This window comes from Aquiluna sp. (genome assembly GCF_965064355.1).
Genome location: NZ_CBCHRQ010000012.1, coordinates 1 through 26,931, shown reverse-complemented (window position 1 = coordinate 26,931; position 26,931 = coordinate 1). Strand labels below are relative to the sequence as shown.

28 protein-coding genes and 3 tRNA genes are annotated in these 26,931 nt (G+C 53.3%); 23 read left to right on the top strand and 8 right to left on the bottom strand.

The features are described from left to right. The 15 genes from AC128V_RS02370 to AC128V_RS02300 all read left to right on the top strand — a co-directional run. On the top strand, positions 1–290 hold a 290-nt coding region (locus AC128V_RS02370), incomplete at its 5' end, for an HIT family protein (protein WP_482763078.1). Beyond that, positions 290–1,240, top strand: coding sequence for a PhoH family protein (locus tag AC128V_RS02365; RefSeq protein ID WP_482763077.1), 951 nt, complete (start codon positions 290–292; stop codon positions 1,238–1,240). The genes AC128V_RS02370 and AC128V_RS02365, both read left to right, overlap by 1 nt. Continuing rightward, on the top strand, positions 1,230–1,694 hold the full coding sequence (gene ybeY / locus AC128V_RS02360; RefSeq protein WP_482763076.1) for an rRNA maturation RNase YbeY: 465 nt from the start codon (positions 1,230–1,232) through the stop codon (positions 1,692–1,694). The genes AC128V_RS02365 and ybeY overlap by 11 nt, the downstream gene beginning before the upstream one ends. Beyond that, positions 1,687–2,763 (top strand): hemolysin family protein, encoded by a 1,077-nt coding sequence (locus tag AC128V_RS02355; RefSeq protein ID WP_482763075.1) that lies wholly within the window; start codon positions 1,687–1,689, stop codon positions 2,761–2,763. Before ybeY ends, AC128V_RS02355 begins: the two co-directional genes overlap by 8 nt. Further along, positions 2,756–3,640 (top strand): GTPase Era, encoded by an 885-nt coding sequence (gene era, locus AC128V_RS02350; RefSeq protein ID WP_482763074.1) that lies wholly within the window; start codon positions 2,756–2,758, stop codon positions 3,638–3,640. The genes AC128V_RS02355 and era overlap by 8 nt, the downstream gene beginning before the upstream one ends. A 120-nt stretch (positions 3,641–3,760) precedes the next feature. Next, positions 3,761–5,491, top strand: coding sequence for a 2-isopropylmalate synthase (gene leuA, locus AC128V_RS02345; protein ID WP_482763073.1), 1,731 nt, complete (start codon positions 3,761–3,763; stop codon positions 5,489–5,491). A 41-nt stretch (positions 5,492–5,532) separates the two neighbouring features. Next, positions 5,533–6,255, top strand: a complete 723-nt coding sequence (gene recO, locus AC128V_RS02340; RefSeq protein ID WP_482763072.1) for a DNA repair protein RecO — start codon at positions 5,533–5,535, stop codon at positions 6,253–6,255. Next, entirely contained in the window at positions 6,204–7,010 is an 807-nt protein-coding gene (locus tag AC128V_RS02335) for an isoprenyl transferase (protein ID WP_482763071.1), read from the top strand. The genes recO and AC128V_RS02335 overlap by 52 nt, the downstream gene beginning before the upstream one ends. 36 nt (positions 7,011–7,046) lie before the next feature. Next, positions 7,047–8,423: a glycine--tRNA ligase gene (locus tag AC128V_RS02330; protein ID WP_482763070.1), complete on the top strand. Its 1,377-nt coding sequence runs from the start codon at positions 7,047–7,049 to the stop codon at positions 8,421–8,423. Between the two features lies 1 nt (position 8,424). Then, positions 8,425–9,579, top strand: a complete 1,155-nt coding sequence (gene dusB / locus AC128V_RS02325) for a tRNA dihydrouridine synthase DusB (RefSeq protein ID WP_482763069.1) — start codon at positions 8,425–8,427, stop codon at positions 9,577–9,579. After that, on the top strand, positions 9,580–10,839 hold the full coding sequence (locus AC128V_RS02320) for a deoxyguanosinetriphosphate triphosphohydrolase (protein ID WP_482763068.1): 1,260 nt from the start codon (positions 9,580–9,582) through the stop codon (positions 10,837–10,839). It begins immediately after the preceding gene. A 9-nt stretch (positions 10,840–10,848) separates the two neighbouring features. Continuing rightward, positions 10,849–12,666: a DNA primase gene (gene dnaG, locus AC128V_RS02315; RefSeq protein WP_482763067.1), complete on the top strand. Its 1,818-nt coding sequence runs from the start codon at positions 10,849–10,851 to the stop codon at positions 12,664–12,666. Positions 12,667–12,706: 40 nt separating this feature from the next. Beyond that, positions 12,707–12,782 (top strand) — tRNA-Asn (locus tag AC128V_RS02310). A gap of 15 nt (positions 12,783–12,797) precedes the next feature. Beyond that, entirely contained in the window at positions 12,798–13,436 is a 639-nt protein-coding gene (locus tag AC128V_RS02305; RefSeq protein WP_482763066.1) for an AzlC family ABC transporter permease, read from the top strand. Beyond that, positions 13,433–13,732, top strand: coding sequence for an AzlD domain-containing protein (locus AC128V_RS02300; protein WP_482763065.1), 300 nt, complete (start codon positions 13,433–13,435; stop codon positions 13,730–13,732). Before AC128V_RS02305 ends, AC128V_RS02300 begins: the two co-directional genes overlap by 4 nt. On the opposite strand, the gene def is transcribed toward AC128V_RS02300, so the two are convergent. Next, positions 13,721–14,284, bottom strand: a complete 564-nt coding sequence (def, locus tag AC128V_RS02295) for a peptide deformylase (RefSeq protein WP_482763064.1) — start codon at positions 14,282–14,284, stop codon at positions 13,721–13,723. The two genes, AC128V_RS02300 and def, sit on opposite strands and share 12 nt — an antisense overlap. A 75-nt stretch (positions 14,285–14,359) precedes the next feature. On the opposite strand from def, the gene AC128V_RS02290 reads away from it, so the two are divergent. The 4 genes from AC128V_RS02290 (at position 14,360) to AC128V_RS02275 (ending at position 17,417) form a co-directional block, all read left to right on the top strand. Then, positions 14,360–15,247 (top strand): DMT family transporter, encoded by an 888-nt coding sequence (locus tag AC128V_RS02290; protein ID WP_482763063.1) that lies wholly within the window; start codon positions 14,360–14,362, stop codon positions 15,245–15,247. A gap of 11 nt (positions 15,248–15,258) precedes the next feature. Continuing rightward, positions 15,259–16,680: a glycosyltransferase gene (locus AC128V_RS02285; RefSeq protein WP_482763062.1), complete on the top strand. Its 1,422-nt coding sequence runs from the start codon at positions 15,259–15,261 to the stop codon at positions 16,678–16,680. Positions 16,681–16,701: 21 nt separating this feature from the next. Further along, positions 16,702–16,778: transfer RNA gene (locus tag AC128V_RS02280), tRNA-Ile, on the top strand. 21 nt (positions 16,779–16,799) lie between these two features. After that, positions 16,800–17,417, top strand: a complete 618-nt coding sequence (locus AC128V_RS02275; protein ID WP_482763061.1) for a DedA family protein — start codon at positions 16,800–16,802, stop codon at positions 17,415–17,417. Positions 17,418–17,544: 127 nt separating this feature from the next. Here AC128V_RS02275 and AC128V_RS02270 read toward each other — a convergent pair whose 3' ends face one another. Further along, positions 17,545–18,138 carry a thymidine kinase gene (locus AC128V_RS02270; RefSeq protein ID WP_482763060.1) on the bottom strand — a complete coding sequence of 198 codons (594 nt, stop codon included), beginning with the start codon at positions 18,136–18,138 and terminating at the stop codon, positions 17,545–17,547. A gap of 113 nt (positions 18,139–18,251) precedes the next feature. On the opposite strand from AC128V_RS02270, the gene AC128V_RS02265 reads away from it, so the two are divergent. Then, positions 18,252–18,716 (top strand): DUF3145 family protein, encoded by a 465-nt coding sequence (locus AC128V_RS02265; RefSeq protein ID WP_482763059.1) that lies wholly within the window; start codon positions 18,252–18,254, stop codon positions 18,714–18,716. Here the strand turns inward: AC128V_RS02265 and fabF are convergent. The 6 genes from fabF to aceE are packed head-to-tail and all read right to left on the bottom strand — an operon-like array spanning position 18,713 to position 26,011. Next, positions 18,713–19,945 carry a beta-ketoacyl-ACP synthase II gene (fabF, locus tag AC128V_RS02260; protein WP_482763058.1) on the bottom strand — a complete coding sequence of 411 codons (1,233 nt, stop codon included), beginning with the start codon at positions 19,943–19,945 and terminating at the stop codon, positions 18,713–18,715. The genes AC128V_RS02265 and fabF overlap by 4 nt on opposite strands. A gap of 7 nt (positions 19,946–19,952) precedes the next feature. Beyond that, a complete protein-coding gene (locus tag AC128V_RS02255) occupies positions 19,953–20,201 on the bottom strand; it encodes an acyl carrier protein (RefSeq protein WP_482763057.1) in 249 nt (82 codons plus the stop codon). 32 nt (positions 20,202–20,233) lie between these two features. Further along, the gene (locus tag AC128V_RS02250; protein WP_482763056.1) at positions 20,234–21,232 is read right to left on the bottom strand and encodes a beta-ketoacyl-ACP synthase III; all 999 of its coding nucleotides are present in this window, start codon (positions 21,230–21,232) and stop codon (positions 20,234–20,236) included. Continuing rightward, on the bottom strand, positions 21,232–22,125 hold the full coding sequence (locus AC128V_RS02245; RefSeq protein WP_482763055.1) for an ACP S-malonyltransferase: 894 nt from the start codon (positions 22,123–22,125) through the stop codon (positions 21,232–21,234). Before AC128V_RS02245 ends, AC128V_RS02250 begins: the two co-directional genes overlap by 1 nt. A gap of 9 nt (positions 22,126–22,134) precedes the next feature. Continuing rightward, positions 22,135–23,319, bottom strand: coding sequence for a PucR family transcriptional regulator (locus AC128V_RS02240; RefSeq protein ID WP_482763054.1), 1,185 nt, complete (start codon positions 23,317–23,319; stop codon positions 22,135–22,137). Beyond that, entirely contained in the window at positions 23,282–26,011 is a 2,730-nt protein-coding gene (gene aceE, locus AC128V_RS02235; protein WP_482763053.1) for a pyruvate dehydrogenase (acetyl-transferring), homodimeric type, read from the bottom strand. The genes AC128V_RS02240 and aceE overlap by 38 nt, the downstream gene beginning before the upstream one ends. Before the next feature lie 117 nt (positions 26,012–26,128). On the opposite strand from aceE, the gene AC128V_RS02230 reads away from it, so the two are divergent. The 3 genes from AC128V_RS02230 to AC128V_RS02220 form a co-directional block, all read left to right on the top strand. Next, a complete protein-coding gene (locus AC128V_RS02230) occupies positions 26,129–26,584 on the top strand; it encodes a peroxiredoxin (RefSeq protein WP_482763052.1) in 456 nt (151 codons plus the stop codon). Positions 26,585–26,611: 27 nt separating this feature from the next. Next, positions 26,612–26,684 (top strand) — tRNA-Val (locus AC128V_RS02225). A gap of 26 nt (positions 26,685–26,710) precedes the next feature. Further along, a partial coding sequence (locus AC128V_RS02220; RefSeq protein WP_482763051.1) for a hypothetical protein occupies positions 26,711–26,931 on the top strand: 221 nt, incomplete at its 3' end.

Below are 26,931 nucleotides of genomic sequence, written 5' to 3'. Positions count from 1 at the left end.
TTAGTGGCGAATTTGGCACTGAATTCGTGGCTCAAAACGATCACGCCGTTGCGTTTTTGGACATCAACCCGCAGGCCAAAGTTCATGTCTTGGTGGTGCCCAAAACCCACACATCAAACATTTCTGAACTCGAAGATTCACAGGTTTTAATTGGGCTATTTGAACTGATTCGCGAGGTCGCGAAAACCAAGACTGATGGTCAGTTCCGCTTGCAGTTCAACTCCGGCAGCCGCGAGGGTCAGTCGGTATTCCACACCCATGCGCACGTACTAAGTAATCAGGCGAACTAGTGCCGCAAAAAACACTTGAAATAACAAAGGTTTCGGCTATTGACCTGCTTGGTCCGCAGGACAAAATTGCCAAAAAGCTAGAGCAAGAGTTCCCGGGTCTCAAGATTCAAAACCGCGGCACCTCATACATGCTTGAAGGTTCCGAAGAGCAGCTGATTTCGGCGGAGCGCACCCTTTTGGAGCTTGCCGACCTGGTTGCCCAGGGCGTTGCGCCGGATGAGAGATCAGTGATTGAAAGTGCAAGGATCCTCGAGCAAAATCCCGAGGAAATTCCATCCAAGGTTCTTGGCACCGGAGGCATCAGCACTCCAGGGAAAACTGTCCGAGCAAAGACTCTTGGTCAAAAGCAGTATCTCGAAGCAATTGATCAAAACACCATCACCTTTGGAATTGGACCCGCCGGAACCGGCAAGACCTATTTGGCTGTGGCAAAAGCAGTGGTAGCTCTTTACAGTCGCCAGGTCAGCAGGATCATTCTGACTAGGCCAGCGGTCGAGGCCGGAGAGCGACTCGGATTCTTGCCTGGGACCCTGAGCGACAAGATTGACCCTTATCTTCGCCCGCTCTTCGACGCGCTGCAGGAGATGCTTGAACCGGAGGCAACGCATCGCTTGATTGAGGCCGGTGTAATTGAGGTGGCACCGCTTGCCTACATGCGTGGAAGGACCTTAAACGACTCATTCATTATTTTGGATGAGGCGCAAAACACCACCGCGGAGCAGATGAAGATGTTCCTTACCCGTCTTGGCTTCAACTCCAAAATGGTTATCACCGGCGACACAACCCAGGTTGATTTGCCATTTGGTAAGTCGGGTCTGAAGGTTGCAACCGATATTCTTTCCGGGGTCGAGGGTCTGCACATTGCTACCCTGAGCAGTAAAGATGTGGTTCGACACGAATTAGTTACCCGTATTGTTGAGGCTTACGACAGGAGCGACATTGAGCATTGAGATTTCCAACGAGTCGGAAATCGTTGTTGATGTTGAGCGTATCCAGTTGCTTGCGGTGAGTGTTCGAGATGCTTTGAAGTTGCACCCAATGGTTGATGTCGGAATCATTTTTGTCGACGAGGGCCCCATGACTGACCTTCACGTCAAGTGGATGGACGAGCCAGGACCGACTGACGTACTGAGCTTCCCGATGGATGAGCTTCGTCCAGGTTCAGATTTGGTTCCATCACCCGAGGGTGTATTGGGAGACATTGTGGTTTGCCCTCAGGTTGCGACCAAACAGGCCGAAACCGCCGGGCACCCAGTAATAAACGAGATTCTTTTACTTGTTACTCACGGCATGCTGCACCTGGTTGGTTTTGACCACGCCGAGCCTGAGGAAGAGAAAGAGATGTTTGGCCTTCAGCGCGAACTACTGGAGAAGTTCTACGAGAGCGAATCAAGCAATGCTTGAAATTCTGCTTGGTCTAACAGCCTTGGTTTTGATTTCGCTTTTGTCAATCGTGCAGGCGCGGCTGCAAGCGATCGAAGACCCGCGTTCGAGTGCGATATCTATCGCCAGAACATTGCTTTTGGTGATTGTGGCAGCCAGCTGGTTGGCGTTTTCTTCGAGCCAGGCACCATTCGCACTTATTCTTGCAATCGCGCTGCTGGCTCTTTGGTTAGTCCAGCAGTTGATAGGTCGAGCACTCGGACAAAGAGCGTTAGCGGTATCGCTGGCGGCAAGGTTTGAGCCCTTCGTGAAGTTCTGGTCGAAGTTCGCCGTTCCACTTCGACTCACGATTCCAGAGGTGGTTGAGGAGTATGAGCAGGAACTAATCGAGTCGGTTGAAGACTTTTCCGAGACCGTGGTTCGCGAGGTAATGGTTCCTCGAGTCGACATGGAGATAGTGAACTCCGATGACTCTTTGGAGAAAGCACTAGCCGTCTTTATCTCAACCGGTTACTCGAGACTGCCGGTGATTGGCGATGACGTCGATGACGTAGTAGGTGTGCTCTACCTGAAAGACCTTGCACGCTACACCAACCAAGACCCAGGGCTTTTGGCAACGACTTCTTCAAAGGAAGCAGCTCGACCAGCGTTGTTTACTCCGGAGACAATCTCGGTTGCACAGCTTTTGCGTCAAATGCAGAAATCCGGTACTCAGATCGCCATTGTCTCTGATGAATATGGCGGAGTTGCAGGTATTGCGACCATCGAAGACCTGCTGGAAGAAATTGTTGGTGAAATTAGCGACGAGCACGACCGGGAAACCGAAGACGTTGTTTTGGCCGGTCTAAATCTCTACCGTGTGAACCCCAGGGTGACCCTGGACGAGATGTCCGAGCACTGTGAAGTTGAGATCGAGGATGAAGACGTTGACACCGTCGGAGGGTTGCTTATCAAGGGCTTAGGTGAATTGCCAAAGGGCGGTGAAGTGGTAGCGATTGCTGGCATCGAACTAACCGCAGAGCGTGTTGACGCCAAGCGCGGAAGAATTCTTAGCGTTTTAGTTAGAAAGCTGGAGCAAACCGATGACTGAATTTAGAGCAGGGTTTGTGTCCTTTGTTGGAAGACCAAACGTTGGTAAATCGACACTCATGAACGCGATTGTCGGTCAGAAATTTGCGATTACCAGCTCTAAGCCGCAAACTACCCGCAAGGCGATTAGAGCTATTTTGAATCGGGAAGACTCCCAGTTGATCATTGTTGATCTGCCCGGCGTACACCGCCCAAGAACGCTTCTGGGTCAGCGCCTAAATGACTTGGTGACCTCAACCCTCACGGATGTTGATGTGATCGCGTTTTGCTCGCCAGCCAACGAGAAAATTGGTCCGGGGGATCGGCACATAGTTGCAGACCTGGAGCGTTTTCCTAAGTCCAGGAAAATTGCGATTGTCACCAAGGTGGACACCGTCTCCAAACAGCGCTTAGCCGAGCACCTTATGGACGTTCAGGCTATGGGCGAATGGGCTGAGATTGTTCCGGTCTCCGGCCTAAAAGGGATCCAGGTTGAACTGCTGGCAGATCTTCTGTTTAAGCAACTTCCGGTTAGCCCCAAGTTGTATCCAGATGATGTTGAGACCGGTGAGAGTGAAGACGACCTGATTTGCGAACTAGTTCGCGAGGCTGCCCTCGAACTAGTTGAAGACGAATTACCGCACTCACTGGCCGTCACCCTGGATGAGATTGTCCTAAGTGATGACAAGCCAAACATTCACGTCAGCCTCTGGGTTGAGCGAGATAGCCAAAAGGGAATCGTGATCGGTAAAGCGGGCTCGATGCTCAAGAAGATTGGCTCTGAGGCAAGAGCCCAGATTCAGACCCTGCTTGGTTATCCCGTGCATCTTTCAATTCAGGTCCGGGTAGCTCCGGATTGGCAGCGTAACCCCAAGCAACTAGGCAAACTCGGCTTCTAGTGCTAGATTTTGGGGATGCGTTCCGCTCTCTTGCTTAGTGGCCGCGACGAGGCCTAATTCGGCCCATTCTCGTCGCGGAGCCTAGGTGCGGCCACCAAAAAATTTAGGCGGGAGCAAAAAATGGAAAACAATCAAAAACCTTCAAAGATGCCTTTTGGGCGTTACAAGCCATTTCACGAGCAGGTAAAGATCGAACTTTCCGATCGAACCTGGCCAACCAAGCGGATCGAAAAGGCACCGCGCTGGTGTGCGGTTGACCTACGCGACGGCAATCAAGCTCTAATCGACCCGATGAGCCCCGAGCGCAAGCTGGAGATGTTCAAGCTTTTGGTGAAGATGGGTTACAAGGAGATTGAGGTCGGATTCCCTTCGGCGTCTCAAACCGACTTCGACTTTGTTCGCATCTTGGTTGACGACAACCACATTCCAGATGACGTCACCATTCAGGTGCTAACCCAGGCTAGAGACCACCTCATTGAGCGCACCTATGAGTCGATTGCGGGTGCAAAGCGGGCGATTGTGCACTTCTACAACTCGACTTCAATTCTGCAGCGCAGGGTGGTTTTTGGGCAGGACAAAGAAGGAATCAAGGAGATAGCACTTTCTGCCGCGAGAAAGTGTTTGGAGCTAGAAGCAACCGTTCCTGAGACCGAAGTCTTTTACGAGTACTCACCAGAGTCTTACACCGGTACCGAGTTGGAGTACGCGGTTGAGGTTTGCAATGCGGTTGCAGCGGTAATCAAGCCAACTCCGCAGCGCAAGCTGATTATCAACCTTCCTGCGACCGTCGAGATGGCGTCTCCCAATGTTTATGCCGATTCAATTGAGTGGATGTCGAGAAACTTGACTCCTCGCGACAGCATTATCGTTTCGCTACACCCGCACAACGACCGCGGCACGGCGGTTGCCGCCGCTGAACTCGGCTACATGGCAGGTGCAGATCGTATCGAGGGTTGCCTCTTTGGCAATGGCGAGAGAACCGGAAACGTTGACCTGGTAACTCTTGGCCTAAATCTATTCAGCCAGGGGATCGATCCACAGATTGACTTCTCGGACATCGACCAGATCAAGCGCACGGTTGAATACTGCAACCAGCTACCAGTTCCAGAGCGCTCACCATACGGTGGCGACCTGGTTTACACCGCATTCTCCGGAAGCCACCAGGACGCGATCAAGAAGGGCTTTGAACACCTTGCCAAGGATGCTGCTGCAGCTGGAGTGAGTGTGGATGAATACACCTGGGGTGTGCCTTACCTTCCAATTGACCCGAAGGATGTTGGTAGAAGCTACGAGGCTGTGATTCGAGTGAACTCGCAATCCGGCAAGGGTGGCGTGGCTTATCTTCTGAAGGCAGATCACAACCTTGAACTTCCTAGGAAGCTGCAGATTGAGTTCTCACGCGTGGTGCAGGAGCACACCGACAGTCAGGGTGGAGAGGTTACCAGCGATCAGCTTTGGGAAATCTTCCAGGATGAGTATCTACCTAGCACTGATGTTGATTCCAAGTGGGGTCGATTCGAGCTCAAGCGTATGCGCACTGAGAGCGAGATGGATGGCGTGGTAAACCTAGCGGTCGTGCTTCGCGATGGAACCGAGGAAGTATCGGTCTCAGGAACTGGTAATGGCCCGATCTCAGCGTTTATTGACGTGCTTTCTAAGCAGGGTGTCTCCGTGAAGGTTAATGACTACCTCGAGCACACACTCAGTGCATCTGGCGATGCCTTGGCTGCCGCCTACACCGAGTTGGTTGTGGATGGCAAAGTGCTTTGGGGAGTAGGTATCGATGGTGACATCGCAATTGCTTCCATCAAGGCCCTGATCTCTGCTGTCAATAGAGCGGTTCGCAGCTAGCCTGAACTGGTTTCAGGCAAGCTTCGGCGATACTTTCTAGCATGCCGCACTACCGCGATGAGGGAATCATTCTCCGCACCCACAAGCTGGGTGAGGTTGATCGCATCCTCACAATTCTGACCAAAGAACACGGTCAGATTCGAGCGGTCGCCAAAGGCGTTAGAAAGACCTCCAGTCGCTTCGGGGCAAGACTTGAGCCATTTATGGTTGCAGATCTGCAGCTGTATGAAGGCAAGAACCTGGACACGGTTTCACAGGTTGAGCAGCTGGCAAGCTATGGAGCCCAGATAGTTGCCGATTACCCTAAGTACACAGCGGCAAACGCCATGGTCGAGGCAGCTGAAAGGCTAACTCGAGAATCCTCCAACTCGCAGCAGTACTTGCTTTTGCTCGGAGGCCTTAGGGCTCTTTCGGGTTCCGACCACGAAGGTTCCCAGGTATTGGATTCCTATCTGCTGCGTGCGCTATCACTATCAGGCTGGGTTCCGGAGCTTGGAAGTTGCCAGAGTTGCCAGAGTGAGAACCCGGTGGCATTTTCTGTCCACACCGGTAACGTCAGCTGTGGTGAATGCTCTCTTCCCGGAGCGGTGAAACTCGGAGCCGCTGGCCTTTTGCATATGCGCAATCTGCTTGCAGGAAACTGGCCTGAGGTTGCCATCGTAGAACCAGCCGCAAAGTCAAACGTTAGCTCGGTAATTTCGGCATACTTGCAATGGCAACTCGAGCGTGGGTTGCGTTCTATGAGCATGGTGGAGCGGGCCTAGTGGAACTATTTGACCCCAAACGCAAGGCTCCGGCATTTTCCAAGGTTCCCGCCCACATAGCCATTGTTATGGACGGAAACGGTAGATGGGCAAATAGCAGAGGCCTGACCCGCACCGAAGGCCACAAAGCTGGGGAGCAGGCTCTTCTAGAGGTGTTAGCCGGCGCTATTGAAGCTGGCGTCACGCACGTAACGGCATATGCGTTCAGTACCGAGAATTGGAAGCGCTCACCCGATGAGGTTCGCTTTCTAATGGGCTACAACAGGGAAGTTTTGCGTCGCCGAAGAGACCTCCTAGATGCTTGGAATGTGAGAATCCGCTGGGCCGGTAGAACACCAAAGCTTTGGCCAAGTGTTATCTCGGAACTCAAAAGTGCCGAGGAACGCACGTCTAAGAACACCGGGCTTACATTGACCATGGCGGTGAATTACGGAGGCCGTCAGGAAATAGTGGACGCCGTGAACCAGATTGCACTTCAGGTGCAGAATGGCAAACTCAAGCCAGGGGCCATCACCGAGAAGTCTATTTCCTCAAGACTCTACGTTCCAGAGCTGCCAGATGTTGACTTGTTTGTTCGCTCCAGTGGTGAACTTAGAACCTCAAACTTTCTGCTCTGGCAGTCAAGCTATGCGGAGATGATGTTTATGCCTCAGTTGTGGCCAGACTTCACCAGGGAAACCCTTTGGGAAGCGATCATGGCCTACCAGAATCGTGACCGACGCTTCGGTGCAGCTTCAGACCTCCCGCTAAACTAGGGGCTTACGCCTAAGGCAAAGATTTATTGGAGAACCATGGCAACCCAGAAACTAGATCAGGTCATCTCGCTAGCTAAGAGACGTGGTTTTGTCTTTCAGGCTGGAGAGATCTACGGTGGTTCTCGCTCGGCTTGGGACTATGGCCCTTTGGGTGTCGAGCTAAAAGAAAACATCAAGCGCCAGTGGTGGCGTTCAATGGTTTCTGGTCGTGAAGACGTTGTGGGGCTTGACTCCTCAATCATTTTGCCTAAGAAGGTCTGGGAAGCTTCCGGTCACGTTGAGGCTTTCGTTGACCCGCTAATCGAGTGCACCAGCTGCAATAAGCGATTCCGCCAGGATCACCTCGAAGAGGCTTTTGAAGAAAAGAAGGGGCGCGCTCCTGCGTCGATGTCTGATATTGCATGCCCAAACTGTGGCAACAAAGACATCTGGACTGAGCCAAAGAGCTTCAATGGTCTTCTAAAGACCAGCCTGGGACCTGTCGATGACGAATCTGGCATGCACTACCTGAGGCCAGAAACCGCTCAGGGTATTTTTGTGAACTTCAACAACGTGTTAAACGCAGCGAGAATGAAGCCACCGTTTGGCATTGGTCAGATGGGCAAGAGCTTCCGCAACGAGATCACTCCAGGAAACTTCATCTTCCGAACTCGCGAGTTTGAGCAGATGGAGATGGAATTCTTCGTAAAGCCAGGCGAGGACGAGCAGTGGCACGACTACTGGATCAATGAGCGTTACAACTGGTACGTGAACCTTGGTATCAACCCTGACAACCTTCGACTCTTTGACCACCCGAAGGAAAAGCTCTCTCACTACTCAAAGCGCACCGTGGACATCGAATACCGCTTTGGTTTCCAGGGCAGTGAATTCGGAGAGCTTGAAGGTGTTGCCAACCGAACTGACTTTGACCTAAAGACTCACTCTGAGCACTCGGGAGTTGACCTTAGTTACTTCGATCCAACCGAAGAGCGTCGCTGGACACCTTTTGTTATCGAGCCTGCTGCAGGTCTGACCAGATCATTGATGGCGTTCCTAGTCGATGCTTACACCGAAGACGAAGCGCCTAACACCAAGGGTGGCGTTGATGTTCGAACCGTGTTGCGCCTTGACTACCGTCTAGCTCCAGTGAAGGCCGCGATTCTCCCGCTAAGCCGAAACGAAGAGCTCAACCCTATTGCCAAGGACCTAGCTTCCGAGCTACGTGCGATCTGGAACGTCGAGTTTGATGATTCCGGTGCCATTGGTCGTCGTTACCGTCGTCAAGATGAGATCGGAACCCCGTTCTGTATCACTGTCGACTTTGACACTCCAAACGATCAGGCAGTAACCATTCGTGAGCGTGACTCCATGGCTCAGGAGCGGGTAGCGCTCTCCCAGGTTCGCAACTACATCTTCGAGAGAATCAACGGTTAGTTTGTCTCTTAAGTACGGCAAGCACGAGATTGCCATACCGGTGGTTTTAGCACCTATGGCTGGAATTACAAACACCGCGTATCGCAGGCTCTGCCGGGAATATGGCGGCGGTTTGTTTGTATCCGAGATGGTCACGTCCAGAGCGCTAGTGGAGCGAACCCCAGAGTCGATGCGTCTTATCGGACACCACGAGTCTGAGGACATTCGTTCAGTTCAGCTCTATGGCGTCGACCCACAAACCATCGCCAATGCCGTGACCATGTTGGTTGCCGAGGACAGAGCAGATCACATTGACCTCAATTTCGGTTGCCCGGTTCCAAAGGTCACTCGCAAAGGCGGGGGAGCAGCCCTTCCTTGGAAGTCAGATCTTTTTGATGCGATTGTCAAAGCAGCCGTGAATGCCGCCGGGGAAATCCCAGTAACTGTAAAGATGCGCAAGGGAATTGACTCTGATCACCTCACCTACTTGGATGCCGGGAAAGCTGCCCGAGATGCGGGAGTTGCTGCGGTAGCCCTACACGGTAGAACTGCAGAGGAGTACTACTCCGGTATTGCCGACTGGGACGCGATTGCAAAACTTCGCGCAGAGCTGCCAGATGTGCAGGTTCTAGGAAATGGCGACATCTGGTCTGCGCAAGATGCGGTGCGCATGATGGAGCAAACCGGTGTCGATGGAGTTGTAGTTGGACGTGGTTGTCTAGGACGTCCTTGGTTGTTTGCGGATCTCGAGAAGGCAATCGCTTCTTATCTTCAGGGCGATAAAAACCCGAGTATTGACATCGTTATGCCCACGCTCGGCGAAGTGGCAGACGCCTTTACTCGGCATGCAGAACTGTTGGTCGAATACTTTGAGGATGAAGGCCGAGCCTGTCGCGATATTCGAAAGCACGTCGCTTGGTATTTCAAGGGCTATCCCGTCGGTGGAGATTTTAGAGCTTCCCTAGCCCAGGTGGAGTCCCTTGATCACATGGCCCAGTTACTTGGAGAATTGGAAAGAGAGATTCCGTACCCTGGTGATGACGCAGAGGGCCCAAGAGGTAGGCTCGGGTCCGTAAAGAGCTGTGCCTTGCCAGAGAACTGGCTCCAGTCTCGTGAGCTCAGCAGCTCACACCGCTTGCAACTGCAAGAGGCAGAGCTTTCGGTCTCGGGAGGGTAGTTGAAGCCAGTTACTCCCATCGAACCCGGTTATGAAGAATTCGACCGTGAACGCTTCATCGCGCAACCGAGGTCTTCGATGCTGCGCAGAGGCGAATTCGCGCGCGATCGCGCCAGGGTTCTGCACGCAGCCGCATTCAGGCGGCTAAGCGCCAAGACTCAGGTGCTCTCACCGTCATCGGGGGATTTCGCAAGAACTCGCCTGACTCACTCACTGGAGGTTGCGCAGGTAGGTCGAGAGCTGGCATCCGTATTAGGTGTCGATCCGGATCTAGTTGACATGGCTTGCCTAGCTCACGATCTGGGTCACCCGCCATTTGGTCACAACGGTGAGTCGGCTTTGAACTTTTGGGCGGCAGACATTGGCGGTTTTGAGGGAAATGCTCAAACCTTCCGAATCCTGACCAGACTTGAACCAAAGATTTATGACGACCAGGGTCGTTCGCGGGGATTGAATCTCACAAGAGCATCGCTCGATGCCGCGACGAAGTACCCATGGCGGCTCTCTCAGGCCCAGGACTTTGGCAACTCGGTGAAGTTCGGCACTTATGAAGATGATCTAGAGGTCTTTCACTGGATGCGGCACCAAGCTCCTGAGGGCGCTAAGTGCGTCGAGGCTCAGATTATGGACTTCTCCGACGATGTCGCTTATTCCGTGCACGATTTTGAAGATGCCATCGTCGAGGGTTTTATAGACCCCGCGGTCATCTCCGACCCAAACGCTAGGGGTCAGCTGATTGAAGAGGTTGGCAAGTGGTCAGGTGGCATGCTGGACAAGGTGCAGCTGGAGGAGGCGTTTGACCTCCTGCAAGAAAGTCACTACTGGCTATATAGCTTTGACGGTTCACCTAGAGCGCTGGCTCAGCTCAAGAACCTCACATCTGACCTTATTGGCTCATTTGTCTCGAGAACCACCGATTCGATTTTGGAGAATGCATCCAAGGCAAGCCTTACCCGCTACCGCGCCGGCGTGATAATTCCGTCCAAGGTGAAATCCGAGATAGCGGTATTGAAGGGAATCGTTGCTTCTCAGGTAATGACTCACAATTCACGTCAGGGCTACTACGAGGACCAGCGTGAGCTGCTAATCGAATTGGCGGATCGCCTCCTAGCTATCGCTCCACAGCACCTTGACTCGATCAGCACGGAAGCATGGTCTCAAGCCTCAAGTGACCAAGCCCGCAAACGCGTAATTGTCGATCAGGTGGCATCACTAACTGACCCTGCTGCAATCGCTCTGCACCAGAAGCTAACGGCTTAGGATTCCACTATGGTCGGCCGGGTAAGACAAAGTGATGTTGAAGAGCTAAAAGCCAAACTCGACATCGTTGAGGTGGTCGCCGGTTACGTCTCGCTAAAGCCTGCCAGTGCAGGATCCTTCAAGGGTCTATGCCCCTTCCACTCGGAGAAGAGCCCAAGTTTCAACGTTCGATCAGCGCCAGCCTTCTACCACTGCTTCGGCTGCGGTGCCGGTGGCGATGTCTATAAATTCATCCAGGAGATTGAGCACGTAGGGTTCACCGAGGCCATCGAGAAGCTTGCTGAGAAGTCGGGTTTTCAGCTCACCTACGATGAGGGTAGCTCTCAAGAATCCAGCGGTCGTGCAAGACTTTTGGCCGCTAATCAAGAGGCGAGCAACTTCTTCAGCGAGCAACTGCAGTCCAGCGAGGGCGAAACCGCGGTTAAATTTCTAGCCTCAAGAGGGTTCGATCAAAAAGCGATTGCTCAGTTTGGTATTGGTTACGCACCAAAGGGTTGGCAGGGATTAATTGATCACCTCAAGGCAAAGGGTTTCACCCTCGAAGAGGCGATTACAGCCGGTCTTGCCATGGCCAGCGACAAGGGTGGCTACGACCGATTCCGCGGCCGAGTGCTTTGGCCCATCCGAGACTCAAACTCGCAAGTTTTGGGCTTTGGTGCGCGCAAACTTTATGAGGATGACCAGGGTCCAAAGTACCTAAACACACCTGAGACCCCCATCTACCACAAGGGATCTGTGCTCTACGGTCTTGACCTTGCCCGCAAAGAGATCATCAAGCGCAAAGAGATCATTGTGGTTGAGGGTTATACCGATGTGATGGCATGCCATTTGGCGGGTTTCCCTAACGCGGTTGCCACCTGTGGCACTGCCTTTGGTGAGGATCACATCAAGCTAATCAATCGCTTATTTGGGACATCCGAAGAACCAGCGTCAGTGGTATTCACCTTTGACCCGGATGCCGCGGGGGAGAAGGCAGCCCTTCGCGTCTATGGCGATACCTCTAAGTTCAACGCTCTCACTTTCGTTGCCTCTGGACCTGAAGGCTTAGATCCATCTGACCTTCGGCAGCAGCGTGGCGATGGTGCAATCGGGCAAATGCTTGAGGCGCGCAAGCCACTGTTTGAGTTTGTGATTCGTCATCGAATAGGGAAATTCTCGCTCAATGACCTTGACTCTCGAGCCGCAGCAGCCAGAGCAGCAGCACCGGTGGTGGCGGAGATTGTTGACCCTGCATTGCGAGCCGGTTACACCAGGCAATTGGCGGATTGGGTATCGCTTGAGATCTCTGAAGTTTCGCAACTGATTGCCCAGGTTGGTAGGCAGCAGGTTGGTCAGCGGGTTGAGCAGATTCGAACCAGTGCTCCAAAGCCAGTTGAGCAAACCCCAGCCACCAAGTTTGAGCGTCAGGTTCTAGAAGTCCTAGTGCAACGTCCGCAGTCCTTCAGCGCAGAGCGAGTCACCAGAATTGTCGGGGCTGGTTTTACCCAAACAGAATTGGCTGGCGTGGCAGAGGCCGCAAGTCGGATTTCTAGTGAGCTTGGATCAAGCGATTGGGTAAACCAACTCGCGAACGAACTATCCGGTGAGCAGTTAGACCTTCTGCGTGCATTGGCTTTGGCAGAGCTTCCTGCAGCCAACGATGCAGATCTAGAGAAGTATTGCAGAGGCGTTGTCAACGGCGCAATGCTCCAGGCATTGGCTCGTGAAAAGAACGACCTTCTTGCAGCACTCAAGCGCATTGACATGGCAGCCCAAGCTGAGGCTTACTCTCAGGTGCAGCGGCAATTGGTTGAACTTGAGGCCGAACGCAGAACTTACATGTCATAGTTTTTTCTGCTAAAGTTTCACAGGCGTCTTAGGACGCTAATCCTCGGTAGCTCAATTGGCAGAGCAATCGGCTGTTAACCGATAGGTTCTTGGTTCGAGTCCAAGCCGGGGAGCCAAATTTTAGGAATCGTATGAAGCGAGTTCTTTCCACCTCAATCTCAGTTGGCCTTGCCACTGGTCTCTATGGAATTTCCTTTGGTGCTCTCGCTGCTGTAGCGGGCCTTGACCTTCTCTCAATCATGCTTTTGAGCATCTTGATGTTCTCGGGCGGCAGTCAATTTGCCTTCATTGGTGTCTTAGCCGGCGGCGGTGCTCCGATTTCAGCAATCACTTCCTCTTGGCTCTTGGGCGTCAGAAACGGTTTCTACGCCATGAGGCTCAATGACGTCCTAGCGCCAAAAGGTTTCAAGAAAATCATTGCAGCCCAACTCAGCATCGACGAATCAAATGGTGTTTCCGCGGCTCAGTCGGACCTCAAGTCGCAGCGTTATGGCTTCTGGGCCACCGGTATCGCAGTTTTCGTTTTCTGGAATCTTGCGACTTTGTTGGGAGCTCTAGCCGGTGACTTCTTGGGTTCTGCTGAGACTTGGGGGCTTGACGCCGCCGCCGCGGCGGCGTTTTTAGGTTTGGTCTGGCCAAGACTTAAGGACAATAAATTTTTGGCTTTGTCGGCAGCCTTGGTTTCTGTCGTTGGCTCACTCTTCCTGCCAGCCGGTGTTCCGGTATTGCTGACAGTTTTCGTTGCGGTGTTGCCTCGGAGGTCTAAGTGACGCTGACCGTGATTCTGGCCTCAATCGCAGTGTTTAGCTGGAAGATGTTTGGCTATCTAATTCCGCAAAAGTGGATCACGGACGGCATCCGTGAGTTCAGTGACCGAGTGACTGTTGTTTTGATGTCAGCCTTGGTAGCGGTGCAGACCTTTGTTTCTGGAAACCAGGTTGAATTTGATGCCAGAGTTCCAGCCTTGGGAGTTGCCGCAATCCTGTTTGCCCTCCGCGTCCCCTACATTCTGGTGGTGATCGCAGCGGCCGCAACTGCTGCTGGCTTGAGGCTCCTAGGGCTCTAGGTAATCAACTCCAGGAGTCCAACGCTCTCCGGGAACTCCCCAACCTTCGTATTTGATTACCTTCTTGATTTCGCGCTGGTACGGCTTTAGCAGCCGGTCGGCGTAAAGGAGCCCGTCGAGGTGATCGAATTCGTGTTGGAAGATTCTGGCCAACCAACCTGTGGCCTCCACAGTGAACTCATCGCCTGCAAGATTGGTGGCACGCAGGACGGCTCTGTCAGCTCGCTTTAGGGGATAACGCTCACCTGGGATTGAAAGACATCCTTCAGACTCGGTGTCTTCGTCAGGCCATTCATCGCTGATTCCCGAGAGCTCCAAGATCGGGTTGATTGCCTCGCCGCGGTATTGATTTTCGCCATCGTGCCAGTCATAAACAAAGATTCTTAATCCCACACCAACCTGGGTGGCTGCAAGCCCGACACCTGGCGCTAGCGCCATGGTTTCATACATGTCGGCGACGAGGGTTCTGATCTCGTCGGTGATCTCTGACACTTCTTTAGCGCGAACGTGAAGTACCGGCTCACCGGTGATGACTATTGGGCGTATGGACACGCATTTAGGTTACCCAAGGAATTCCCAACTTGTTGCTTTAGGCTGTCATAGCTGCACTTTAGATTAGGAGAGCAGTTGTTCGAACCAGAGTTTGCCCGCCCCATAGCCATCGCACTGGCCGTTATCGGGGCAATCTTTTTGGCACTTGGTGCGCAGTTCCAAAACGACGCTGTGACCGAACATCACGCACCCACGCAGCTCAGACTCAAGTCACTACACATCCGGCAGGTTTTGGACCTCTTGCGTCGCCCAAGATGGCTTGCAGGGACAATTTTTATGGGGCTGGCAATTGTTTCCCAGCTATCTGCACTTGCCCTGGCACCTTTAATTGTGGTGCAGCCAATCGGCGCGATTGCCTTGATTATCACGAGCATCCTCAATGCCCGAATCCACAAGATCAAGCTCGACCCTAAGACTTTTGGTGCAATCGCAATCACGATGCTGGGAGTCTCAGGTTTCGTACTTTTCACCGCCACAAGCGCAACTCAGGTAAAACTTGACGACGGCATGCTGCTGCAGGTGGTTGGCGTTTTGATCGCTGTGCTTGCAGTGTTCGGAGTTTTGTTCGCAACTTCTAAGGGGCAGGTTGGACCACTGCAGTACATCTTCGGCGCTGGAGTACTTTACGGTTTCGTTGCTTCTTTGGCCAAGGTCGTTATTCAGCGAATCATCCAGGGAGATATCAACTGGCTCACGCTTTTGGCCACGGTAGCGCTTTTGGCTGCGACGGTATTGGGTGGTTGGTTCGTGCAGAACGCTTATGCTGCTGGACCTCCTGATTTGGTCATTGCAGGGCTTACTGTGATCGACCCGGCGGTTGCAGTGGGTATCGCAATTGTGATCTTGGGAGAGGCATCAAGCGCTGCCGCCGGCCAGGTGCTAGGGTTCGGTGTATCGGGATTAGTTGCCGTTTTGGGTGTTTTTATACTTGCTAAAGTTCACCCGCAACTAAGCAAAAAATAAGAGGTTTAGCGTTGGAAAAACTCAAGGTAGTCATGGCTTGTGACACCTTCGCTCCAGACATAAATGGCGCGGCGAGGTTCGCAGAACGCCTGGCAGCTGGTCTTGCTAGGCACGGGCACGAGGTCCACATTATCGCCGCTAGCACTGACTCAACCCACGGGTCTCGTATCGAGACTCATGATGGCTCTCGCATGATGGTTCACCGCATGAAAAGCCACAGAGTCCCGCAGCACAAAACCTTGCGATGGACCCAACCAATCGGACTAACCGCGCAAATCCGAAAGATTCTTCGCGAGGTGAAACCTGATGCACTGCACATTCAGTCACACCTTCTGATGGGGCGCTTTGCTGTTCAAGCTGCCAAGGGCTCGGGCTTGAGGATGATCGCAACAAACCACGTAATGCCTGAGAACCTAATCAAGTATTCCTTGTTGCCAAAGTTCACCCACAAGGCAGCAATGCGAATCACCTGGGCAGATGCCGGTCGCATTTTGCGCAAGATGGATGCCCTCACGACCCCTACAAGGCGAGCTGCAGAGCTTTTGGAGAATGCCGCTGGTGTAACCGGTGTGCTGGCAATCAGCTGTGGCATCGACGCCTCAAGATTCGCTAATGAGACTCCAACAAACAATAAGAATCCACGTTTCCTCTTCCTTGGTCGATTGGATGACGAGAAGCGCATTCACGTCCTACTGCAGGCTGTCGCTAAGCTCACCGATCATCCAAACGTCATTGTTGAACTGGTTGGCGATGGGGGAGAGCGAGAGAATCTTGCGAGACTTGCGGATGAGCTCGAGATTGCCGATCGCGTAATCTTTACCGGCCACATTTCAGATCAAGATCTGCCTGCGGCCTATGAGCGATGCACGGCTTTTGTGATGCCTTCGATTGCAGAACTTCAGTCAATTGCAACCATGGAGGCGATGGCGTCAGGTCGCCCAGTAATCGCTGCTGATGCAATGGCGCTCCCGCACCTGGTCCACGATGGTGACAACGGTTACCTGTTCCCTCCAGACGATTCAGACGCGTTAGCAGAGCGCCTCAGGAGGATTCTCAATGCTGACCAGCAGGAGCTGAATCGCATGAGCGAAAACAGCCTTCACCTCATCCAATCTCATGACATCGAGCGAACCATCAGAATCTTCGAGAACCTCTACGTGGGTATTCGTGACGAGAGTTCGACCACGGATGACAATTCTCCGGACTACATGCAGCCGATTGGGAAGCTCAATGAGGCGATTAGCTCACGGTTAGAGAGCTGGCGTCGCGGCGCTGTTGATCTTGGTCGCCGAGCAGAAGACATCTCCCAGGACGCTTTGGAAAAGCTGAACGAAGTTCGCGAAGAAGTTAGCGACCAGCTGAGTGACTTCAAGGACGAACTAAAAGAGCAGATCAGCGAAGCTGCTAAACGAATCAAACGCAAGCGTAAATAGTTAGACTTACTAACATCGCATGGGGCGTTAGCTCAGCCGGTTAGAGCAGCGGACTCATAATCCGTCGGTCGCGGGTTCAAGTCCCGCACGCCCCACCAAACATCGATAAGGGGTTTTACTTGGTTGAATTTGCCGTCGGCATCATCGGTTCGATTGGCCTTTGGGGAGCTGCGCTTTTGATCGCGATCGAAGTGATTGTGGTCCCAATCCCATCCGAGCTAGTGCTGTTGCTGACTGGATTCAATGTTTCAGAGGGTCGCTTCTTGATTGAGGGAGCGATTTCCGTCACCACCCTTGCCTCGTTGCTAGGTGCTCTTTTTCTATATTCAATCGCAAAGGCCATAGGGGAAGACCGCGTCTTTAGCTTGACTCGCAGGTTTGGAAAGTTTGTCGGTCTCAAAGAGACAGACATTCACAAGACCTTGCATTGGTTCGCTCGCTACGGCAAGGCCTTGGTTTTCTTTGGGCGTCTCATTCCGATCATCCGCTCCTTGGTGAGCATCCCGGCTGGCCTGACCAAAATGAATCTTTGGTCTTTCATTCTCTTCACCACTCTTGGCAGTGGCATCTGGAACAGTATTTGGATAACGGCAGGATTTGTGCTGGGTGAGAACTGGTCGGCCGCCGACGAGTTCTCCCAAGTCATCGATGTGGTTGCGTATATAGCGATTGGACTGTTTGCACTGTTCTTGCTCGGACGGGCTATCTTCGACAGAGTCTCTGCAGCCAAGGAGTAAGGGGTCTCCGCTTCAAGGATCTTGCGAAGGCTGCTGGTATCAGAAACACTTAGGCACTTGGTTGGATTACCGTTCCGGCTCAATCGACTATGTTGCTATCAATCGGGAAGTAGTTCGTGTGCCTTCGTTACTTACGCTTTTCTAAGTAGCAGCTCGCGCAAAGCGATTCGTATGAGACCTTATCGCCGTCAATCGCGACCTGATCTCCATCGAAAGTGAATTCACCATTGAGCAATCGCGCGTTGAACATCGCTTTTCGACCGCAACGGCAAATCGTCTTAAGCTCCTCGAGAGAGTGCGCAATCTCCAAAAGCCTCATAGAACCAGGGAAGGCAGTGGTTCTGAAATCTGTGCGGATTCCATATGCCAAAACTGGGACACCGTCGAGAACTGCAATCTCCAAGCACTGATCAACCTGCTCGCGTGTCAAGAACTGCGCTTCGTCAATAAGCAGGCAAGCAATTGATTCGCCGCTCTCTTTCTTGAAAGCTTTCACGTGATCAGCGAATAGCGTGCGGAGGTTTTGCCTAGGCTCCACTAGAAAGTCAACCTGGCGTGTTACACCTAGGCGCGAGACGATGCTGCGATCACCCTTGGAGTCGATGGCAGGCTTGGTGAGCAAGACGTGCTGAGAGCGCTCCTCATAGTTGAAGGCTGCTTGGAGTAGCGAAGTGCTTTTGCCCGAGTTCATCGCCCCGAAGCGGAAATATAGTTTGCTCATCGGTGAAATCCTAGGAGAGATGGCGCAGATTGTTTGACAACTCTCAGACTTTGGGTTTATCGTTCCTAAATCGGTTCAGAACGTAGGGGAAGACGGATCTGGATCGGAGGAAATTGCCAAACGTCGATTTATGGGTGTTTAGCGCACCCGTCGAAGCGATGGGCCAAATCAATTGCATTTTGGCCGAGTTTGGCTTATCCGGATCTTTCTACGGTCAACCGCTAGAAGTGAACACAGTTCAACTTCGAAGCCAGGCCGACATTCCAGATGAGCGAATACCGCAGCTGGTTTCAGTGCTCGCAAAAACCATGGCCACCTTTGAACTGAATTCCTATGGGGATTACTCGGAGCGGTATCTGCATCACCCATCATTGGGAATTTGCAGAAACGAGTTTGATCAGGCCGGCGAAGTTGTCTTGCGGGTGGGACAGCTAGAGCAACTGCTCCTGGAGACGCGTGGAAACCTATCTGATTTCTCTCGAGGCTTTAGGCGACTTACGGGGGTCCCGTGGCTTGATTTAGTTGAGCCCTATAGAAAGGTCGCGGAATACGCGATAGCGCTTCCTAGGGCCGTCTAGACGTTTCTGAACGCTAGAACAGCGTTGTGGCCACCAAAGCCAAAGCTGTTGCTGATCGCTATGGCATCTGGGCGAGCAAGCTTGGTTGGTGTGCGCGGAACATTTAGGTCGATCGCAGGGTCTTGGTTGTCCAGGTTTATCGTTGGTGGAGCCATTTGTTGACTCAAGGCCAAGATCGTAAACACTGCCTCAATCGCGCCTGCTCCACCCAGTAGGTGTCCGGTAGCTGCCTTTGTTGCAGCAACAATCAGATTCTGGGTGTGATCTCCAAATACTCGCTTGATGGCTGTGTATTCGGCGATATCACCAACTGGAGTGGAAGTGGCGTGAGCATTGACGTGCTCGACGTCCTTGATGTCAGCTCCCGCTTGAGCGAGGGCCGAAAGAACCGCACGAGCAGCTCCTGAGCCTTCTGGGTCTGGAGCGGTGATGTGATAGGCGTCAGAGGTAACTGAGCCGCCGACAATCTCACAGTAAATCTTCGCGCCGCGCGCTAGAGCGGAATCGAGCGGTTCAAGAACAAGTGCTCCAGCACCTTCGCCCATTACAAAGCCATCTCGGTCTACGTCGTAAGGTCTTGAAGCCCTAGTTGGGTCATCGTTTCGCTTGGACAGTGCGTGCATCGCAGCAAAAGAAGCAATTGGAAGCGGGTGAATAGCGGCTTCCGCTCCACCGGCAACCACCACATCGGCTTCGCCGGTCTGAATTCTGTGGAAAGCGTTTGCAATTGACTCGTTGCCAGAGGCACAGGCTGAAACTGCGGTGCGGACACCAGCTCTAGCGCCAAGATCCATTCCTATGGCAGCAGCCGGTCCATTTGCCATCAGCATCGGCACGGTCATCGGGAGAACTCTTCTTGGACCACGCTCACGAAGCGTGTCGTAGGCGTCCAGCAGTGTCCAGACTCCACCGATTCCGGTGGCAAAATCAACAGCTAGTCGCTCAGGCTCAACCTCTGGGGAGCCTGCATCCTCCCAAGCCTGTCGGGCCGCAATAAGCGCAAACTGGCTAGAAGGGTCGAGACGTTTTGCCTCGTGTGGGGGAAGAGTCTCGCTGGCGGGAACTCTGGCCTGGCCTGCGAAGGTGACTGGAAGCTCATGTCTGGCTACCCACTCTTTATCCAAGGTGGAGATGCCGGACTGTCCTGCCAACAGGTTTGCCCAGCTAGACGCGGCATCGCCACCCAATGGTGTGGTTGCACCAATTCCGGTGACGACGACGCGACGCATGCTGCTACTAGGCCTGTGCTGCGGTGATGAAGTTAACCGCGTCAGCTACGGTGATGAGGTTCTTTACTTCCTCGTCTGGAATCTTGACGCTGAACTTATCCTCAGCGTTTACCACGATGGTCATCATCGAGATTGAGTCGATGTCTAGGTCGTCAGTGAAAGACTTGTCCATCTGAACTGCGTCAGTTGCGATACCGGTCTCGTCGTTTACTAGTTCTGCGAGTCCAGCTAGGACATCTGCCTGCGAAAGAGCCATTTTTCTCCTTGATGTGATTGAGTCGCTTTATTTTACGGCAGTTCTACCACTTGAGCCGCGAAGGCGAGCCCCGCGCCGAAGCCAATTTCAAGAGCGTAGCCGCCACTTTTTACTTTGCCCTCAGCCAACAGGCGGTGCATCGCCAAAGGAATCGACGCCGCAGAGGTATTTCCGGTGTCCACGATGTCCCTTGCGACTACAACGCTGTCCGGGAGTTCAAGTTGCTTTGCGAGCTCATCAATGATTCGAATATTTGCCTGGTGAGTAACTAGCGCACTTAGATCACTAGCTTCAAGTCCGGATTCAGCAAGGGCCTGCTTGGCCACTTTTGCCATTTCCCAAACGGCCCAGCGGAAGACCGACTGACCCTCCTGCACCAATGTTGGCCACTCGGCCTTACCATCTCTGAAATCAAGGATGGAGCTGGTCATTCCGACCTTGTCCCAGTTAGCGCCATCAGAACCCCAGACAGACTTTGAAATTCCGGGGTGATCGCTGGGTCCTACGATGGCTGCCCCAGCGCCATCGCCAAGCAAGAAGCTAATTGAGCGATCCGTTGGTTCAACAAAGTCAGAAAGTTTCTCGCCGCCGACAACAAGGACGTATTTGCTGGTTCCGGCTCGCACCAACGCATCAGCTTGCGCAATGCCGTAGCAGTATCCTGCGCAGGCGGCTGAGATGTCATAGGCGGCCGCTCCATGAGCACCAACCTTCTCAGCCAATAGCGAGGCACCAGATGGGGTTTGGTAAGGAAAGGTAATTGTGGCCAAAATCACGGTCCCAATATCCGCCGGAGCGATTCCAGACTTCTTGATCGCTTCGTTGGATGCCTCAACCGCCATGTCCATCAGGGATTGCTCCTTGTCGGCGCGCATTCTGGTTACGATTCCGGTGCGCTGTCTAATCCACTCGTCAGAAGAATCGATAGGGCCGGCCACGTCATCGTTTGTGACAGTTTGGTGTCCTCTTGAGGCACCCAGCGCATAAATGCGGGCGAACTCAACGGTCTTGGTCTGATTGAGAGTCTTCATTACGCTCCGATTTTTTCGAGGTCGGTTGGATTCTTTAGCGCTACAGCGGTGGAATTTGGCATTCCGCGCTTGGCAAGGCCAGCTAGCGCTCCGGCTGGTGGGAGTTCTATAACCGTGGCAGAGAGTGTCTCAATGCTTGCCATGCAAAGATCCCAGCGAACCGGGTTAGAAACCTGTGACACCAACGAGGCCAAGAACTGCTCCCCATCTGTCACCAGTGCACCGCCAACGTTGCTCCAAAGCTTCATTTGGGGCATGCTCGCCGAAACAGTTGCAGCTACCTCGCTAAGTTTTGTGACGGCTGGTTGCATAAAGTGGGTGTGGAATGCACCGGCAACCTTTAGCTCGATCACGCGAGACTTCTCCGGGGGAGTAGCCACAAGTTGAGTGATAGCAGCCTTGCTACCAGCAGCAACAATCTGCCCGGCACCGTTGTAATTGGCCGCTGATAAACCCAGTTCCTCAAGCGCAGCCAGCACCTGGTCTTGCTCTCCTCCAAGGACTGCAGCCATCGAGGTGACTTCAAGCTTTGCGGCTTCCGCCATCGCATTTGCCCGAACGGCTACTAACTTCATGGCGTCTTCGTCTGAAAGCACTCCCGAAATTGCGGCGGCTGCGAATTCACCAACCGAGTGGCCGACAGCACCATCAAAGTCAGCGAGATTGATTGCGGTTCGAGCCGCGGCAATGGATGCTGCAACGATCAATGGTTGAGCGTTCTCAGTCGCCTTGATCTCGTCCTCAGAAGCCATGGTGCCAAGTCGAACCAGATCCTTACCTGCGGCTTTTCCGAGCTCGATAATCTTCTCCTGGAAGCCTGGGACATTAGCGAACCACTCAGTTAGGAAACCTTCGGATTGGGAGCCTTGCCCTGGGCACATCAAAATACGCATCTGTCCAAACTACCTTTTCAATCCAAATTCATTGTCATTGATCGCACCAAGGATTAGCGCGACCTGCAACACAAATGCGGTTCTCGCCACTGTTGGGTCAGCAGAAATCTCTTCGTAGATGCGTTTTAGGCGATAGCGAACAGTGTTGGCATGAACAAACAGCGATTTTGCTGTGGTCTCCAAAGATCGACCGCATTCAAGGTATGCCCTAAGGGTCCCAAGGAGTTCGGGGGAGCTTTTGGCAAGCGGAAGGTAATAGGTTTCAATCAGAGTTTGCCTAGCAAGTGAATCGCCAGCCAGTGCTCTTTCCGGTAGTAGCTCATCGGCCGCCAATGGGCGCTTCACGGCACCGATGCTCACAGCCACCGAGTGTGCTGCCAACGCGCTGCGCGCACTTTTAGGGGCATCAGAGACAGTTGCTACCGTGGTGCCGAGTATTAGGGGACCCTGGCCGAAGTAACCCTCGAGCTGAGCTGCTATCTGCTGGATTGTCTGCTCTGGCTTTTCGGAGTTGACCATCAAACCTATGACGACGACCTGACGCCTGCCCTGGATGCCCAAGAGCAGATCGCTGCCGGCTTTTCTGGCAATCTTTCGCATTGCGTCTGGATCCGGAGATGGGTTTGCAATTCCAAGTAGAACGGCGACTTGACCATCGCTTCTCCAGCCAAGTGCTGCCACTCGTGAGCTAATTTCCTGCGAGGTCTCACCGGAGATGATGCTGTCAACAACTAGCGCCTCAAGTCGGGCATCCCAGAGCCCACGTGCCTCGGCAGCTTTGGCATAAACATCGGCGGCGTTGAAGGCGATATCTCGGGAGTAGCGAAGTACAGACTCTGTAAGGTCTGGGTGTTCAGCTACTACCCGATCCTCCACCATTTCTACAACGACCTGAATCAGCTGCAACGTCTCCTGCAGCGAGATTGAGCGAAGCAGTTCTCTTGGCGCGCTTCCAAATACGTCGGCTGCCACCCAGGGTTGGCTTGAAGGATCTTGATACCACTGAATAAAGCTGGTGATGCCGTTTTGCGCAACAGAACCAATAGCAGCTCGTCTTGCCGGTGGCATTGATCGATACCAGGGCAATGTCTCATCCAGGCGACTCAGCGTCGCCGTTGCGAGCTCGCCAGCTATCGATTGCAGCCAGGCGAGATGCTTAGGCGTCTCCACCGGCCGATCCACTGGTGCCAGCATTTACATCGTGAAGGCGGTACTTGTCGATTGCCTGCTGTGGAACAGAGTGGTCAATCTTGTCCTTCTCGACCAGCTGCTCAAGAATTCGAACAGCGATCGATGGGCCATCAATCTTGAAGTGCCTTCTAGCGGCAGGCCTGGTGTCCGAGAATCCAAAACCATCTGCACCCAAAGTTGCAAAGGAACCAGGGACCCAAGGTCGGATCATGTCTGGAACCGCGTGCATGAAGTCAGAGACGCCGAGTTTTGGACCCTTCGCGTCTGACAACTTCTGGGCAACATAGGAAACTGGAGCCTCTTCATTCGGGTAGAGGAACTTGCGCTCATCGGCAGCCAAACCGTCGCGGCGGAGCTCGCCCCAGCTGGTAACCGACCAAACATCGGCGGATACGCCCCACTCCAAAAGTAGCTGCTGAGCCTCAAGCGCCCAAGGAACCGACACGCCGGAGGCAAGAATTTGAGCCTTGTGACCCTCTGCGGAGTTCTTGGAAATCAGGTGCATGCCCTTGAGAATGCCATCGACATCGACATCTTCAGGTTCAGCAGGCTGAAGCATTGGCTCGTTGTAGACGGTGAGGTAATACATGACGTTTGGATCTGGGTGGTTCCCGCCATACATACGTTCAAGGCCGGCCTTGGTGATGTGAGCAATCTCATATCCGTAGGCAGGGTCGTAGGAAACTACCGCGGCGTTGGTGCTCGCAATCACAAGTGAGTGGCCATCGGCGTGCTGCAGACCTTCACCGGTCAGGGTGGTCCTTCCAGCGGTTGCACCGATCATGAAGCCACGAGTCATCTGGTCGCCGGCTAGCCAGATCTGGTCTGCGGTGCGCTGGAAACCAAACATCGAGTAGAAGACATAAATCGGGATGATTGGCTGTCCGTGCGTGGCATAGCTGGTTCCGGATGCGGTGAAAGCGGCCATTGAGCCAGCCTCATTGATTCCGGTGTGAAGGATCTGGCCGTTGGTTGCTTCCTTGTAGCTAAGCAGCAGGTCTCTATCAACCGACATGTACTTCTGACCATTCGGGTTGTAGATCTTCGCGGTCGGGAAGAAAGCATCCATACCGAAGGTGCGAGCCTCATCAGGAATGATCATCTGAATGCGCTCACCGGTGCCGTCGGACTTCAATAGATCCTTCAACATGCGCACAAATGCCATGGTGGTTGCTACTTCTTGGTTACCGGATCCGGCGCGGGGTACCGCATAGGCCTTGTCTTCCGGAAGCGCAAAGTCAACGTACTTAGTTCGGCGCTCAGGGAGGTATCCACCAAGCTCACGACGACGTTCGTGCATGTACTGGATTTCAGGGCTGTCGCTACCTGGGTTGTAGTAGGGCGGCTGATAAGGGTCTGCCTCAAGCTGTGCGTCCGTAATTGGCACGCGCATTGCATCGCGGAATGCCTTGAGGTTATCCAGGGTCATCTTCTTCATCTGGTGGGTAGCGTTTCTACCCTCGAAGCTCTTGCCAAGGCCGTACCCCTTGATTGTCTTCGCGATGATTACTGTGGGCTGACCCTTGTGGCTTAGGGCAGCCTTGTAGGCGGCATAAACCTTGTTGTAGTCGTGGCCACCGCGCTTGAGCTCCCAGACCTGGTCGTCTGACAGGTGCTCAACTAGCTGAAGCGCCTTTGGGTCACGGGCAAAGAAGTTCTCGCGGACAAACTTGCCGGACTCGGTTTTGTAGGTCTGGTAGTCGCCATCTGGCGTGCGATTCATGAGGTTGACCAAAGCACCCTCGTGATCGTTAGCCAAAAGGCTGTCCCACTCACGACCCCAAATAACCTTGATTACGTTCCAACCGGCGCCGCGGAAGAAGGATTCAAGCTCCTGAATGATCTTGCCGTTGCCTCGAACAGGACCGTCAAGTCGCTGAAGGTTTGCGTTTACAACGAAGGTCAGGTTGTCTAGCTGCTCATTTGCCGCTAGCTGCAGAGCACCGCGGCTCTCAACCTCATCGAGCTCACCATCGCCAAGGAATGCCCAAACGTGCTGTCCGGAAGTGTCTTTGAAACCGCGCCCCTCGAGGAATCTGTTGAACTGCGCCTGGTAGATAGCGTTGATTGGTCCAAGACCCATCGAAACCGTCGGGAACTGCCAGAAATCTGGCATCAACCTTGGGTGCGGGTAGCTCGGAAGACCTCGGCCGGGCTTTGGACGAGACTTTTCCTGACGGAAGTTGTCCATTTCATCAGCGGAAATTCTGCCCTCTAGGAAAGCTCTTGCGTAGGGACCAGGGGAGGCGTGGCCCTGGACGAAGATCGAGTCAACACCCTGGGGGTGGTCGTGACCCTTGAAGAAGTGATTGAAACCAACCTCGTAGAGCGATGCGCTCGAGGCGAAAGATGAGATGTGGCCGCCAACAGAGATACCAGGTCGCTGAGCGCGGTGCACCATGACCGCTGCGTTCCAGCGCATCCAAGCACGGTAGGTGCGCTCGATTGCTTCGTCGCCTGGGAATTGCGGTTCATCCTCTGGGCTGATGGTGTTGATGTAGTCGGTGGTCGGAACCAAAGGGACATTTAGTTGAAGTTCGTGGCTGCGACGAAGCAGTGACTGCATGATCTCTCTTGCACGGCCTCTGCCGTGACGCTGAGCTACTGCGTCGAGTGACTCAAGCCACTCAGCAGTTTCCTGAGGGTCTGGGTCTGACACTGCTGGAACAAATGCATCTTGGTCGTTAAACGACATCAAAGCCTCTTTTCGTGGCTGCTTTACCGACTTTGCCCTTTTAGGGCTCGATAAGTCTATTCGCCTTGGAATGATTTCGCTGGCGTTGTAGGTTTTATTCAACATCGAAAGGCAGACATGATTACCGTTGGCGACCTAGCACCAGATTTCACACTGACTAACCAGCACGGAGAGCAAGTTACCCTCTCTGATTTCCGCGGGGTAAAGCCCGTTGTCTTAGTTTTTTACCCACTGTCTTTCAGTGGAATTTGCACCGGTGAACTTTGTGAACTTCGGGACAACCTAAAAATGTTGGAATCTGACGGTATTGAGCTTTTGGCGATCAGCGTGGACTCCAAGTTCGTTCAGTCCAAATTTGCTGAATCTGAGGGTTACAAGTTCAGCGTGCTGTCTGACTTTTGGCCGCACGGCGCAGTTGCTCAGAACTACGGTGTGTTCATTGCGGAACATGGCATCTCGACCCGTGCAACCTTCGTGATAGACATCTCGGGGGAGGTCGTTGCGAAATTCGAGACCAGCCCGGGCGAGCCAAGAAAGCTCTCCGACTACAAAAATGCCTTGGAGTTGGTTTAGCGGTTAAAAACCACTAAGCTCTTCTGCGGGCCTTTAGCTCAGTTGGTAGAGCGCCACGCTTACACCGTGGATGTCATCGGTTCGAGCCCGGTAGGGCCCACTCGACCCCCTAGTTAGGCAAACATGGTGGAATTCGAGCCTCCTAAGCGCAAAGCGCTTAGTGACGCTGAATTGCATCGCGCCATAACCCTCCACGGTTCTTCCGCGGAGGGTCTTGCCAATTCTGAGCAACTTATTTCAGAGCAAGCGACCCTCAGAGAACAAGACTCTGAGGCGCTAAGCAATTGGATAAAAGAGCTTCAAGCCGATGGCTCACCCCAAGCTCTTGCCGCTCTAAGAAAAATTGC